This is a genomic window from Bosea vestrisii (assembly GCF_030144325.1).
Taxonomy (GTDB): domain Bacteria; phylum Pseudomonadota; class Alphaproteobacteria; order Rhizobiales; family Beijerinckiaceae; genus Allobosea; species Allobosea vestrisii_A.
Window position 1 is genome coordinate 592,565 of record NZ_CP126307.1, and the last position, 13,487, is coordinate 606,051.

The window sequence follows — 13,487 nt, forward strand, 5'->3', positions numbered from 1 at the left end:
CTCACTTCTCCAGGAACGCTTTCACTGTCGCTTCCGCCTGCTTCATCGAGATCACTCCGTCGAGATGGCCGCGCGTGCCCTGGATGGTCACATGGGTCACGTCACGCCCGGCCTTCTTCGCCTCGGCGACGGTGCGCTGGATCATCTCGTCGGGGAAGACCAGGTCCTTGGGCTGATTGACGATCAGGAGCGGCGCCTTGATCCGGCTCATCGCATCCGCGAGCGACTTGCCGCCGGCGGCGTAGAGCTGGTTGGCCTTGACCAGATAGAGGAAATGGTTGGCGTCCGAGACCTTGGCGCGCGCCTCGCCGGCATTGTCCAGGATGCTCTGGACCTGGAACTTGTTACCGAGCGCCTTGGCGGGATCCTCGCCCTCCTTGGCCGGGCGGCGGCCGAAGGTGCCGTTGGTCCAGTCGCCATGATTGGCCTGCAGCGTCACCACCGTCAGCGCCTTGGCAAGGCCGGCATTGGGCGGCGTCTTGCCGTAATAGTCGCCCTTGTTCCAGTTCGGATCGACCAGGATCGGCGCCGCCCAGACGTCGAGCCAGGCGATGAGCTGGGCGTCGGCCTCGGCCGCGCCGATCACCGCCATCGCCTTGCCGACCATGTCGGGATAGCTCGCCGCCCATTCATAGGTCTGCAGCGCCCCCATCGAGGGGCCGGCGACCATGACGAGCTTCTTGATTCCAAGACTCTCGACCAAGGCTTTCTGGACGTTGACGAAATCGCCGATGGTCACGACCGGGAAATCGAGAGCATAGGGCTTGTTGGTGTCCGGATCGATCGAGGCCGGGCCGGTGGTCGTCACCTTTGGGTCGCCGGTGTTGAGGTTGACCAGCGTGTCGGAGGACAGGACGAAATACTTGTTGGTGTCGATCGCCTTGCCCGGGCCGATGATCGCGTCCCAGTAGCCGGGCGCCGCGTCGGCGGCGGCATATTTGCCAGCGGCGTGCGAATTGGCCGAGAAGAAATGGCAGATCAGGATCGCATTGGATTTGTCGGCGTTGAGCGTGCCGTAGCTCTCCCAGCCGACCTTGACGTTCTTCAGGGTCCGGCCACCCTGCGTGGTGTAGCTCGGCAGCTCGAAGACCTTCTTCTCGGCGATCAGATCCTGCGCCTCGGCCATTCCCGTCACCATCGCGCCAACGACACCAAGCACTCCTGCGATCCAAGCCTTCATGCCGCACTCCTCCGTTCCGGCCGTCGCACGGCCTTAGGCTGGATCAGAGCGGATTTGTCCGGCTAACGGAAGGGGCTGCTTGCCGTCATTCTCGGGCGAAGCGAAGCGCAGACCCGAGAATCTCAGGACGAGAAGGCGGTGGCTGGAGCCTCTTCCGGCCTGAGATGCTCGGGTTAAGGCCGAGCATGACGCCAAGCCTTCTTCACAGTGTTTCGAGCAGTCCCTTGATCAGCGCACGGCGCGGCGCGATCGAGGAGATCAGCGCATATTCCTGCAAGGTATGGGCGCCATCGCCGTCGATGCCGAGCCCGTCCAGCGTCGGGATGCCGAGTGCCGCGGTGAAGTTTCCGTCCGAGCCGCCGCCGGTCATCGGGCAATCCTGCAGGTCGAAGCCGACCTTGGCCGCCACCGCCCGCGCCTGCTCGTAGAGCGCCGCGACCTCCGGCGATTTCTCATAGGGCGGCCGGTTCATGCCGCCGGTGATGCTGAGCTTCACATCCGGGTCGCGAGCCTTCAAGCCGAGGATGCGCTGCTCCATGGCGACGCCGTCCGCCACCGTGGTGACGCGGCAATCGACGCTGAACCAGGCATGCTGCGGAATGACGTTCGCCGCCGTGCCGCCGCCGACCAGCGCCACCGTGGTGGTGATGCCGCGCGAATAGTCGGTCATGCCCTCGATGGCGAGGATCTGGTGCGCCGCCTCGCGGATGGCGTTGCGGCCATCGGCATGGCGCGAGCCGGAATGCGCCGGACGGCCCTCCAGCTTGACCTCGAAGCGGCCGACGCCTTTGCGCGCGGTGACGATCTTGCCACCCTCGCGCGCCGGCTCGGTCACCAGCACCGCCATCGCCTCGCGGCCGATATCCTCGATCAGGGTGCGGGAGGTCGGCGAGCCGATCTCCTCGTCCGGCGTAAACAGGAAGACCAGCGGCCGCTGAGCCGTGCCGGCCCTGGCCACATCCTTGAAAGCCTGCAGCGCCAGCCAGGCGCCGCCCTTCATGTCGTAGACGCCGGGACCGTAAAGCCGGTCGCCCTCGACCCGCACGGACAGGTCCCTGGCGCTGGTCCCGACCGGGTGGACCGTGTCGAGATGCGACATCAGCGCCACGGCCTTCTCGCCGTTACGGACGCCGGCGCGCAGGATCAGGTTGTCGCCGAGGCCGTCGCGGCCGGGGATGCGCTCGACGGCAATGGGCAGGCCTTCGACCTCCCTGGCGACGAGGTCCATCATGCCGTTGACGCCAGGCACGTGATGGGTGGGGCTCTCCAGCGCTACCCAGACGGTAAGCGCGGGGACGGCGGGATCGTGAATGGTCATGATGGGGAGAGTTTTCGCAGGAAAGCGTGGCGATAACAGGACATTGGCCAATTCGCCGGCTTTGTCCATGTTGAAACACGCCTAGCCGCCCTGCGGGCCTAGCGCCTCAAAAAAATTTCAGCCTGCTGTCGGCAGCGCCGGTCCTCGTCCGTCCTCGAAGCAAACCCGCCGAGGACCAGACGATGCGCCCGCCCGCCGCCCCCGCCATTGCCATACTGCCGGCCCTGTATTGGCTGCGCAGCCTCATGGCGGCGCTGGCCGGCTTCACAGCGGTCCTCGTGCTCGCGCTCCTTGCCGACCAGTTGCTGCGTTCGCTCGGCCTGCCACCACCAGCGACCCAGCCCATGCCGGAACTCGGCCGCCAGGCCCTGGCGGCCTGGCTGCGGGCGGGCTGCCTGCTGCTCGGCGCCCTCCTCGCGAGGGCCGCCCTCGCTAGACGCGCTTGACGTTCCAGAAGGTCGGGAAGCTCGGCAGCACGCCCGTGAGCTTGCGGCTGAACGCCGTCGGCTGGAAATACTGGCCGAGCGGGGCGTAGGGCACGTCCTCGAAGGCCTGCTTTTGCAGCTCGGCCGCGATCTTCTGCTTGGCCGAAAGATCGGTGGCCTCCATCCAGGCCTCGCGCAGCGCCTCGATCTTCGGCGCCACCGGCCAGCCCGGCCAGGCTGCGGCGCCATTGCCGCGCAGCGAGATGTGGCCGACCGGATCGAGGATGTCGATGCCGTTCCAGCCCGTGAAGAAGCAGTTCCAGCCGCCATTGCCGGGCGGTTCCTTGTTGGCCCGGCGCGTCACCACCGCGCCCCAGTCCATCACCTGGTAGTCGACGTTCATGCCGATGCGTTTCAGCATCTCGGCGCCGACCTCGCATTCGGCCTTGAGATTGGCGAGATCGGTGACGCCGAGCAGGACGACCTTCTCGCCCCTGTAGCCGGCCGCCGCCAGCGCCTGCTTGACCTTGGCGATGTCGCGCGGCCCGTTCAGCACCGCCATGCCGGCATCGTTCGCCATCGGCGTTCCGGGCGGGAACAGGCCGACACCAGTGCGCCACAGCTCCTTGTCCGGGCCGCCGACCGCCTCCATGAACTCGGCCTGGTCGATCGCCATCAAGACGGCGCGGCGGATCGCGGGATTGTCGAAGGGCGGATGCAGATGATTCATCCGCATGATCGCGATCGAGCCGGTCGTCTCCTTTATCGCGACCTCGAGCTTGGGATCCTTCGCCAGCAGCGGCAGGATGTCTGGCAAAGGCTGCTCGACCCAATCGATCTCGCCGCTTTGCAGCGCCGCCGCCGCCGTCGCCGGGTCCGGCAGGGTATGCCATTCGATCCGCTCGACATGCACGATCTTCGGCCCGGCGGTACGGCCGGGCTTGCCGTCGCTGCGCGGGACATAGCCCACGAACTTCTCGTAGACCGCCCGGCTTCCGGACTGGCGCTCGCTCGCGATGAAGCGAAACGGCCCGCTGCCGATCACCTCGGTGACCTGCGTCGTTGCCTCGGTCCTGGCCAGGCGCTCCGGCATGATCACCGGCACTGCGGCCGTCATCTTGGCGAGCGCGTCGGGCAGCAGCGGGAACGACTTCTTCAACCGGAAGCGCAAGGTCTTGTCGTCGACCGCGGCGAGCTCGTCGGTCTGCGCCATCAGCGTCTGGCCGAAGGAATCGCGCTTGCCCCAACGGTTCAGGCTGGCGACGCAGTCCTTCGCCAGCACCGGCGTGCCGTCATGGAATGTCAGGCCGTCGCGCAGCTTGATCGTCCACGTCTTGCCGTCAGCCTCGGCGAGCGCGCCCTCGGCCATTTGCGGCTGGGCCTTGTAGCTCTCGTCCTGGCCGAACAGCGTGTCATAGGCGAGGAAGGCGTGGTTACGGGTGACGGTCGCCGTCGTCCAGATCGGATCGACCACGGCAAGATCGCCCTGCGGCACGAACTTGATCACGTTCTTGTCGGCGCCACGGCCGATATTGGGTTTGCTGACCGCAAAGGCGGCAGCCGTGCCTGCGATGAAAGCGCGACGTGTCGGCATTTCAGGCTCCCTGGAGCCCGTTCCGATCAGCTTGCACCGCAAGCCGATCGGCAAACGGTCTCCAAACTAAAAGGGAGAGACGGATTCACCGATCAAGTTGGAACAACCTGATCGGATCCGGCTCTAGCAACAGGGCGTCGGTCCGGGATGGCGAAGCCCTTGGCGATACGGCGGGGCTCAGGCAATCAGCATGCCAGCGGCCGGTCAAGCCGGCCGGCGACGAACGCGAGGCTCGTTCAGGCCGCGTCGCGCAGATCGTCGAGCTCGAGCTCGACAAGGAAGTCCGGATCAGCCTCGATCAGCAGCGCCAGCGCCGCGTCGTCGGCGAGCGAATCGGCCAGCATCCGCGCTTCATCGCGCGCCGCTTCCGCATCGAGGCGGCGCAGCAATGCCATCAGCGCATTGACCCCAGGCCCCTCCAGCGCCTCGCAGGCGATCAGGACGTGCGCCAGCAAATCGCGGTCGAGGCCGCCTGCGCCGCGTTGGCTGGGGCCGGCGTGTTTGAGAGCATCCACTGTGGCGGCGAAGGCTGGCAGCAAGGCCTCCGGCATCGCCGCCTTACGATAGAGCGCCTTAAGGCCGGCCCCGCGCCGGTCCCAGAGCAGCGCCCGGACGCGGTTGAGCGGCAGGCCCGACAGCGCCGCGAAGGCAGCTTCGGCGAGGGCCGGCTCGCCGCTCAGCAGCGAGCGCAGGATGACGCCGGGGGTCAGGCGACCGTTCTCGCGCAGGCAATCGACGATCGCGGGGGCGTCGCTCGCCTCGCCACCAGCGGCAAGCGCGACGGCCACGCGCTCGGTCGATTCGCGGGCGAGGCGCGCGCTGCGTTCCTCGGTGAGCCAGCCACAGCCGGAGACGAAGGCGGCAAGTGCGTCGGAGACCTTGGCCGCGATCGCCTGGCGCAAACCGGCTGGCAGGTCGTCGCGCGCCAGCATGGCCTCGCGCACGGTGCCAACCTCGCCTGCACGCTCGAAGATGCGCTCCAGCGAGAAATCGGGAATCTCGGCCGTCGGATTGGCGAGCAGCGCGACCAGCGCCTCCTCGACTGCGACCTCTCCGAGTGCCGCGCAGATGCCGGCCGACAGCCAGGGCCGCTGCGCGATCGCGCGCTGGGCCAGCCCGTCTCCGATAGCAGCGGCATCGACCAGGTCGGCCTCCGTCAGTACCGGCGACTGCGCCAGCAGCAGAGCGGCGATGTCGCTCTGCTCGGCGATCAGGCCGAGCACCACGTTGCGCGGTGCCAGCGGCGCGGCCGCGAGTTCCTCGGCGAGCGCGCGTCGCACCAGCGGCGAAGGATCGTCGACCAGGGAGATCAAGGCCGTCTCGGCCTCGCGCCTGTCTTCCGGCGACATTGCCGAGCGCAGATAGGCGCCAGCCAGGGCAGCGGCGCCTTTTGCGCGAGCCTCGGCCGGAGCGGTGCGGGCCCAGAGCAGGAAGCGGCGGACGATCATCCGCGCCTCCCATGAAGCATGAACTGGCTGAGATCGAGCGGTCCGCGCCGCGGCTTGCGGGGAGCGACCGTTTCGCTGGAAGCAGTCTGCGTATCCGCCACGGCCAAATCACGCGGCCGCGACGGCGGCAACGGAGCCATGGCGCTGGCTGGAGCGGTCGAACCGACCGTGCTTTCCGCCTTGGCGACCTTGTCCGCGGACGAGACATCGCTGCCGCTCGCCGCCGAGCTCACGCGCGGGAAATAGCGGGTCGCCGGATCGTCATCGATGGTGCGGGACGTGTTGCCGCTACGCGGCGTCGTCCAGAGATTGGCGACCGCCTTCGAGACCGGAGTACGCGGCCCTTCGGTCGAGAACAGGCCGATCAGCCCTTTTGCCCGGTCAGGCGCCAGCGCGGCGGCGATCGGCACGACGGCTGGCTCGGCAGCATAAGCTGTGGCGGTCGTGGCCGCGCCTGTCGGCCGTGCTTGCGCCAGCATGGCGCCGGTGGTCGCCGCGACCTGGGTGTTGGCGTGGCTGGCGGCAAGCAGGCCGTAGACCTCCTGGGCGCTGCGGGCCCGCCCGCCCTTGTCGAAGAAGATCGAGCGATTCGCCGCCGCGGCGTCTGGAAAGTCGCGTGCCGCAGCGCGCGCCGGGTCGCTTCCGACGGTGCGGATCAGGTCGGTGGCACCGCGTGCGCCGAGCACATGCGCCATATAGAGCTCGCCGGCCTGCGGCTGGCGCCCGAGTGCCTGGCCGAGCTGCTCGGCATTCTTTTGCGTCAGCGCGCCGGCCATCACGGTCGCGACATGCGGATCGGTGCGCAGTTGCAGGATCTTCTCGCGCAGCGCCGGATCGGCCACGGTCAGCCGGCCGCTGCCATCATCGCTGATCGCGCCGGCATAATTGGCCATCCCCTGCTTCGGCCCTTCCTGACGCATCATCGACAGCCAGGTCTGCTCGATGAACTGGAACAGGCCGGTCGCGCTCGAGGTGCGCGCCTTGGCATCCGGCGCGAGCGCCGATTCCCGCTGCGCCGTCTTCAGGAGATAGTCGAAGCCGACGCCGGTCTTGTCCGCCCCTTCCTTGATCGCGTTGACGACCGGGTTGGCAGGCGTTGTCTCACGGGTACTCGGCGTGCTGAAAAGGAACATGAGGTCACTCGGTCCGCTGCCGTTCCAGGCGGACCGGAGCACCTGAGGAGACTGGACCGGTTATGGTAAGCGAACCGTTAAAACGGGCGTTCGCCAGAACCGGCTCAGACGTAAAAAGTGCCACAGGAGCAAGACGATGGCGGAAGCGACGCGGCATAAGCGGGGTGGGCTCTATTTCGAGGATTTCGAGATCGGCGCCTCGATCGAGCATCGGCTGACCCGCACGGTCACGCAGATGGACAACATGCTGTTCTCCAACATGACGCTGAATCCGCAGCCGCTGCACATCGATGCGCATTTCTGCGCAACCGAGACCGAATGGGGCAAGCCGCTGATGAACTCGCTGTTCACGCTCGGCCTGATGATCGGCATCTCGGTCAACGACACCACCGTCGGCACCACCATCGGCAACCTTGGCATGACCGACGTCACCTTCCCGGCCCCGCTCTTCGAGGGCGACACGGTGAACTGCGTCACCGAGATCGTCGCCAAGCGCGAATCGAAGTCGCGGCCGGATGCCGGCATCGTCGACTTCCATCATCGCGCCTATAAGCAGGACGGCACGCTGGTGGCGCAGTGCCGCCGCCAGGCCTTCATGAAGAAGCGGCCGACGGGAGGGCAGGCCTGATGCGCTCGCTCCTCTTCGTTCCCGCCGATAACCAGAAGAAGCTGCAGAAGGGCCTGGAGAGCGGCGCCGACGCGCTGATTCTCGACCTCGAGGATTCCGTCGCGCTCGACGCCAAGCCCATGGCGCGCGAACTTGCCCGCGATTTCCTCAAGGAGATCAGTGCCCGGGCAAAGCGCCCGCGCCTGATCATCCGCGTCAATGCGTTGAGCACGGGCATGACCGAGGCCGATCTCGACATCGTCATGCAAGGCGGACCCGATGCGATCATGCTGCCCAAATCGGAAGGCGGCCCCGACCTCAGCCACCTCGCCGCCCATATCGCCGTGCGCGAGGCCGAATACGACCTGCCCGACGCTGTGACCAAGATCATTGCGATCGCGACCGAGACCGGAAAGGGCATCTTCGGCCTCGGCAGCTATGCCGGCGCCAGCCATAGGCTCTCCGGCCTGACCTGGGGTGCGGAAGACCTATCGGCCGATCTCGCCGCCGAAACCAACCGGCTGGAGAATGGCACCTACACCGATCCCTACCGGATCGCGCGTTCGCTCCTGCTCTTCGCTGCCGCCGCGGCGCAGGTCGACGCGATCGACACCGTCTTCACAGCCTTCCGCGACGAAGCGGCTTTGCGTGCCGAATGCATCGCAGGACGGCGCGACGGCTTCACCGGCAAGATGGCGATCCACCCGGCGCAGGTGCCGGTGATCAACGAGGTCTTCTCACCCTCGCCGGAAGCGCTGGCCCGGGCCGAGGCGATCATCAAGCTGTTCGACGCCAATCCTGGTCTCGGCGTGATCGGGCTCGACGGCGAGATGCTCGACCGGCCGCATCTGATGCGCGCCCGCCGGCTCAAGGCGCGGGCTGACAGATTGCGTGAATGATCGAACGCAAGCGATTCCGGTAATTCGAATTTCGGGATCGGCACCGTCATTCCGGGGCGCCGCAAAGCGGCGAGCCCGGAACCCAGAACCGATGCCCCAACTGGAAGACCACACAGACTCCGCGCCTTCTCGATAAGACGCATCGGTTCTGGGTTCCGGGCTCAGCCCTTTGGGCTGCCCCGGAAAGACGGTGCGCTCATCTTACGGCATCCCGATCTGCCGGCACTGATGCCGCGCCGCAGTGGCGAGACACTCCTGCGCCTTCTTGGCTGCGTTGAGTTCGCGCAGCAGCCAAAAGCCCGCCCCGACCATCACCAGCACGGCGATGATCGCGAGCAGGTTCACTGTCATCCGCCATTGCTCTTCCGGCTCCTGGTCCTGGCGCCGGACCATGGCGGTCAGCCTCCCGCAGGCCGGGTGATCGAGAACAATTCGCTGACCTCTGCATAGTCGGCGTAGCCGCAGCGCGCGATCGGGTTGGCGCCCGCCGTGTCGAAGCGGCCGTCGCGCACGAAGGCCTCGTCGATATAGGTCGCGACGACCTGGCCGAGCACCATCCAGCGCGGCACGTCGTTGCCGTTGATGTCCCGGAGCTGCTGGATCGACAGAAGCTTGCATTCGAGCGCAGCCGGGCTCGCCGCGACCCGTGGCGGCCTGACGATGCGCGAGGGCGCCATCTCCAGACCGGCATGGCCATACTCGCTCTCGCCACGCGGCAACGGCGCCGAGGTCAGGTTCATCTGCTGGTCGAGCGCCTTGGTGACCAGGCTGCAGGTGAACTCGCCGGTCTCCTCGACGAAGGCGACCGCATCCTTCTTGTTCTCGGAGGAGAACATCACGATGTTCGGCCGCGACGAGATCGCGTTGAAGAAGCTGTAGGGCGAGAGATTGACCTCTCCCTTCGCGTTGACTGCGCTGATCCAGCCGATCGGCCGCGGGGCCACGATCGCCTTGAACGGGTCGTGCTTGAACTCGAGGTCACGGCCTTCGTCGGTGTAGTACATCGTGCTCATGCTCCGAACCGACTGACGATCGCGGCAAGATCGGGCCGCTCGCGATCGGCCGGACGGCCATCGGCCTTGCCGAGATGAACGAAGCCGGCGATGCGCTCACCCGATTCCAGCCCGAAGGCATCCAAAACCTTGCGGTCGAAGGCGAACCAGTTGGTCAGCCACGAACCGTTGAAGCCAAGCGCCTCGGCGGCGATCAGCATGTTCATACAGACCGCGCCGGCCGAGAGCTCCTGCTCCCATTCCGGGATCTTCTCATGCTTGCGGGCACGCGAAACCACCGCGATCACGACCGGAGCATGGAGCAGGCGCTTGCGCTCGAACGCCACCTTCTCCTCATCGGCCTGCGGGTTGCGCTCCTTGAAGACGTCGGCGACGATCTCCGCCGCTTTCTCCTTGGCCGCACCGGAAAAGACGATGAAGCGCCAGGGTGCAAGCTTGCCATGGTCCGGCACGCGGGCCGCCACGGTCAGGATCTCGCGCAGTTGGCCTTCGTCCGGCCCAGGAGCGATTAGAAATTGCGGTGGCACCGAGCGACGGAGCTTGAGCAGGGAGAGCGTGTCGGTCATGAACGATCCGGAAATGGCGCGGCTGGGGTGATGGTCTCCCAGTTAAGGTTTCGCCATGATGAGGACAAGCGAACCTGCTCCTTCCCCGGCGCAGGGACGATGACGGCGCAACGCATGTTTCAACGCGACAAGTTTCAGATTCGGATGCGGACCATGGCCAGGGTCGGCATCACGCTGCTTGCCGCCGTGCTCGCGGTCTCGCCCATCCTCGCCCAGACTCCTGGCGCCGCGACATCCGCCACCACGCCGGGCTCGTCGCCGAACGCGGCACCAGCCGCACGGCCCGGCCAGGCGACGCTCGCCCTCGGCGCCCAGTTCTCCGGAAACCGCAAGCCGATCCGCTCCGGCCTGGTTTGGCGCGTGCTGACCGAATCCTTCGACGGCTCGCCGCCCCGGATCGTTGCCCGCTCGAACGACGCCGAGCCCAGCTTCCCACTCGACCCAGGCGTCTATCTCCTGCACGCCGCCTATGGTTTCGCCAGCGCCACAAAGCGCGTCACGCTGGGTGCGCAGGGGCTGAGCGACAAGCTCAGCATCAGCGCCGGAGGACTGTCGCTCGCGGGCTCGATCGGCGAGACCCCGATCGCTCCGGCTCAGCTCAATTTCTCGGTGTTCGTGCCGTTGCAGGGCAACTCCGAGGGCCGCCTCGTCGCTTCCAACGTCAAGTCCGGCGAGCTAATCCGTCTGCCGGAGGGCACCTATCACATCGTCTCGACCTATGGTGATTCGAACGCCATCCAGCGCTCCGATGTCCGGGTCGAGTCGGGCCAGGTCACCCAGGCGACGCTGCACCACCGCGCCGCACAGGTGACGCTCAAGCTGGTTGCCGGCCCCGGCGGCGAGGCTTTCGCTGGCACCGCCTTCAGCGTTCTTACGCCCGGCGGCGACGTCATTCGCGAGGCGATCGGCGCCTTCCCGCAGGTGATTCTGGCCGAGGGCGATTATGTCCTGATCGCCCGCCAGGAGGGGCAGGTCTTCTCGCGCGACTTCAAGGTCGAGGCTGGACGCGATCGCGATATCGAAGTGATCGCGCGCTGAGCGGCTCTGCTCTGTCTTTCCGGGGCTTCGCGAAGCGAAGAGCCTGGAATCCAGAACCGACGATCAGAGGCACCTCGGCGCGACGGCGACATCGCGCTTTCAAGAATGGCATTGATTCTGGGTTCCAGACCTGCTGCTGCGCAGCGTCCCGGAATGACGAAAGAGGTTCCTACCTCAGTTTATCGGCTTGCCGGGCTCGCGCCCGCCGGTCAGCTCGCTGACGATGCCGTCCGCCAGGCGAATGCCGAAGCAGCGATAGCCGGCCTCGACGACCTGCAGTCCGTCCATGCCGACGATCTCCTCTTCGCTGAACTGCTTCGAGCCCGACCAGCTCTTCATCATGGCGTAGCGCGGGAAGACCGGAACGCCGCTTTCGCTCGCCGTCTTCGCCAGCACGGCCCGATAGTCGTCGTACTTTGGATAGCGGCCCTCGCGCTGCAGCCAGGGCATATCCATCAGCACGAGGTCGACCCCGGCCTCCTGCAGCCTATGGGCGCCCTTGCGCAGGATCTTCGCCAGCTTCTCCTCGCCGATATCGCGAATGGCGTCGTTCACCGCCGTCTGCCAGATCACCAGCGCCGGCTTCTCGGGGATGACCTCGCTTTCGAGCCGCAGATACATCTCATAGGCAGACTGGCCGCCGACGCCGAGGTTCACGACCTTGATCTCGCGCCCCGGCAAACGCCGGCGCAGCTCGGCTTCGAGCACAGCGGGGTAGCTGCGGTCGGCGTCGCTCGCGCCCGTTCCGGCAGTGCTGGACGAGCCTAGTGCGACGATGGTGAGCTTATTGGTCTCGGTCAGGGCGCGCTTCGACGCCGACAGCAACGGCTTGAACGGGTGCTGGGCCGCGCCGGCCCGGCAGCGCCCGTCCACCATTTGAGCGAGCGGCTTGGGCCCGGCGACTGCCGGCAAGGCCGACGCCAGGATCAGAAGAAGGGCGCTCAGGCCGTAGCGGCCTGCTCGCGAGGGGCGCTGGCGGCGCGTGCCGTAAGCGACTTGTACCACGAGAGAAAGGTTCCTAGCCCGATCAGGATGGTAATCCCGGCGAGGTTCACGATCAATTGCATCAAAAGGGCGAAGGAGGTCTCCGCAAGGATGATCTGGCCGGTGATCGCCAGCACGATTCCGGCGCAGAAGACCTCGAGCGAATGCCGCCCGAGCGAGGCCAGCCTCCTGCCGACCACCCCTTTCAGCAGGCTCGCACCGGGCTTGAGGAAGCGCAGCACGAGCCAGACCAACGCCACCAGGTGAACGACGCGCAGCCAGGCGAGGTTGGTCTTGTCGATGCCGATCTGCAGGCTCTCGATCCAGTCGTTCAGGAGCGCGATACCGAACGGGTTGCCGGAGGACAGCTTCACCACCACCGCGAAAAGGATGATGGCCGCAGCTGCAAGATCAGCCAGGACCAGCTTCGGCAGGGCGGCGCCGACGATGCCGAGGCGGCCGATCACCACCCCGAGCGTGAACACCATCTGCCAGGCGAATGGATTGAAGAACCAGCCGCCCTCGCCCGGATGGTTCGGCAGGTTGACCCCTGCATGGGTGGCGCCTTGCCAGATTGCGAACGAGACGAGCAGCGTCGCGAGCGGGCTGGTCCGTGCTGCGACATAGATCAGCGGAAACAGCGCCAGCAGCACGATGTAGAGCGGCAGGATGTCGAGATAATAGGGCTGGTAGACCAGGCCGAGCGCATTGACGATCGCAGCCTGCGTGTCGCTGAAGAAGGGCTGGATGTTGATCGCCTCGACATAGAGCGCGTTCTGGGTGCGCACCACCGCCGTCGCGACGATGCCGCAGACCAGCACGAACAGCGACAGATGCGCGATGTAGAGCGTCCAGATCCGCGCGCCGACCTTGAGCGAGCCGACGAGCAGTCCGCGCTGGTCGATCAGCCTGCCATAGGCGAAGGCAGCCGAGATGCCGGCCAGCAGCACGAAGACGTCGGCAGCGTCGGAGAAACCGTAATTATGCGGCATCGCCGACGAGACGATGTTGCCCGGCATGTGATTGATGAAGATGACGAGCAGGATCAGGCCGCGGATCACGTCGATGCGCAGATCGCGGCCGGGCGAGGCCGCTTCGCGGGGCCCTTTTCCGAACAGCATCAGGCGCCAGAATCCGCTCACGTCACTACCGCTCCGCCATGCCCGGCCTGTGAGGCGGCCGCGCATTCGTTCATCTGCCGTTCATCTTAACATTGTGTTGCGAGCAAGGCTCCGCGGAAGCGGATCACAAGCCTGTGCACTGCCGTATGGAGAGGCACGCG

General features: G+C 66.5%; 14 protein-coding genes. 4 read left to right on the forward strand and 10 right to left on the reverse strand.

Translation table 11 applies throughout. From position 1 onward, the window contains the following. Window position 1: 1 nt before the first annotated feature. Together QO058_RS02765 and QO058_RS02770 are read right to left on the reverse strand one after the other, a co-directional pair. Window positions 2-1,180 carry an E22 family MetX-like putative esterase gene (locus QO058_RS02765; RefSeq protein ID WP_284170209.1) on the reverse strand — a complete coding sequence of 393 codons (1,179 nt, stop codon included), beginning with the start codon at window positions 1,178-1,180 and terminating at the stop codon, window positions 2-4. A gap of 202 nt (window positions 1,181-1,382) precedes the next feature. Then, window positions 1,383-2,498 (reverse strand): M20 family metallopeptidase, encoded by a 1,116-nt coding sequence (locus QO058_RS02770; RefSeq protein WP_284170210.1) that lies wholly within the window; start codon window positions 2,496-2,498, stop codon window positions 1,383-1,385. Window positions 2,499-2,680: 182 nt separating this feature from the next. On the opposite strand from QO058_RS02770, the gene QO058_RS02775 reads away from it, so the two are divergent. After that, on the forward strand, window positions 2,681-2,944 hold the full coding sequence (locus QO058_RS02775; RefSeq protein WP_284170211.1) for a hypothetical protein: 264 nt from the start codon (window positions 2,681-2,683) through the stop codon (window positions 2,942-2,944). On the opposite strand, the gene QO058_RS02780 is transcribed toward QO058_RS02775, so the two are convergent. From QO058_RS02780 to QO058_RS02790, 3 genes are all read right to left on the reverse strand, one after another. Further along, the gene (locus tag QO058_RS02780) at window positions 2,931-4,517 is read right to left on the reverse strand and encodes an ABC transporter substrate-binding protein (protein ID WP_284170212.1); all 1,587 of its coding nucleotides are present in this window, start codon (window positions 4,515-4,517) and stop codon (window positions 2,931-2,933) included. The genes QO058_RS02775 and QO058_RS02780 overlap by 14 nt on opposite strands. A 236-nt stretch (window positions 4,518-4,753) precedes the next feature. Beyond that, window positions 4,754-5,965 (reverse strand): DUF2336 domain-containing protein, encoded by a 1,212-nt coding sequence (locus tag QO058_RS02785; RefSeq protein WP_284170213.1) that lies wholly within the window; start codon window positions 5,963-5,965, stop codon window positions 4,754-4,756. Continuing rightward, window positions 5,962-7,098 carry a lytic transglycosylase domain-containing protein gene (locus QO058_RS02790; RefSeq protein WP_284170214.1) on the reverse strand — a complete coding sequence of 379 codons (1,137 nt, stop codon included), beginning with the start codon at window positions 7,096-7,098 and terminating at the stop codon, window positions 5,962-5,964. Before QO058_RS02790 ends, QO058_RS02785 begins: the two co-directional genes overlap by 4 nt. A gap of 136 nt (window positions 7,099-7,234) precedes the next feature. Here QO058_RS02790 and QO058_RS02795 point away from each other — a divergent pair, with 136 nt between their 5' ends. Then, the gene (locus QO058_RS02795) at window positions 7,235-7,726 is read left to right on the forward strand and encodes a MaoC family dehydratase (RefSeq protein WP_284170215.1); all 492 of its coding nucleotides are present in this window, start codon (window positions 7,235-7,237) and stop codon (window positions 7,724-7,726) included. Further along, window positions 7,726-8,604: an HpcH/HpaI aldolase/citrate lyase family protein gene (locus QO058_RS02800; protein ID WP_284170216.1), complete on the forward strand. Its 879-nt coding sequence runs from the start codon at window positions 7,726-7,728 to the stop codon at window positions 8,602-8,604. Before QO058_RS02795 ends, QO058_RS02800 begins: the two co-directional genes overlap by 1 nt. Before the next feature lie 201 nt (window positions 8,605-8,805). On the opposite strand, the gene QO058_RS02805 is transcribed toward QO058_RS02800, so the two are convergent. The 3 genes from QO058_RS02805 to QO058_RS02815 are packed head-to-tail and all read right to left on the reverse strand — an operon-like array spanning window position 8,806 to window position 10,183. Further along, a complete protein-coding gene (locus QO058_RS02805; RefSeq protein ID WP_284170217.1) occupies window positions 8,806-8,997 on the reverse strand; it encodes a hypothetical protein in 192 nt (63 codons plus the stop codon). Window positions 8,998-9,002: 5 nt separating this feature from the next. Then, window positions 9,003-9,608, reverse strand: coding sequence for a flavin reductase family protein (locus tag QO058_RS02810; RefSeq protein ID WP_284173080.1), 606 nt, complete (start codon window positions 9,606-9,608; stop codon window positions 9,003-9,005). Window positions 9,609-9,613: 5 nt separating this feature from the next. Then, the gene (locus QO058_RS02815) at window positions 9,614-10,183 is read right to left on the reverse strand and encodes a nitroreductase family protein (protein ID WP_284170218.1); all 570 of its coding nucleotides are present in this window, start codon (window positions 10,181-10,183) and stop codon (window positions 9,614-9,616) included. 144 nt (window positions 10,184-10,327) lie between these two features. Here QO058_RS02815 and QO058_RS02820 point away from each other — a divergent pair, with 144 nt between their 5' ends. After that, window positions 10,328-11,221 carry a hypothetical protein gene (locus QO058_RS02820; RefSeq protein ID WP_284173081.1) on the forward strand — a complete coding sequence of 298 codons (894 nt, stop codon included), beginning with the start codon at window positions 10,328-10,330 and terminating at the stop codon, window positions 11,219-11,221. 174 nt (window positions 11,222-11,395) lie between these two features. Here the strand turns inward: QO058_RS02820 and QO058_RS02825 are convergent, their stop codons facing one another. Both QO058_RS02825 and QO058_RS02830 read right to left on the reverse strand, forming a co-directional pair. Then, the gene (locus QO058_RS02825; protein WP_284170219.1) at window positions 11,396-12,226 is read right to left on the reverse strand and encodes an SGNH/GDSL hydrolase family protein; all 831 of its coding nucleotides are present in this window, start codon (window positions 12,224-12,226) and stop codon (window positions 11,396-11,398) included. Beyond that, window positions 12,163-13,347 carry an OpgC family protein gene (locus QO058_RS02830; protein ID WP_284170220.1) on the reverse strand — a complete coding sequence of 395 codons (1,185 nt, stop codon included), beginning with the start codon at window positions 13,345-13,347 and terminating at the stop codon, window positions 12,163-12,165. Before QO058_RS02830 ends, QO058_RS02825 begins: the two co-directional genes overlap by 64 nt. Window positions 13,348-13,487: the final 140 nt, after the last annotated feature.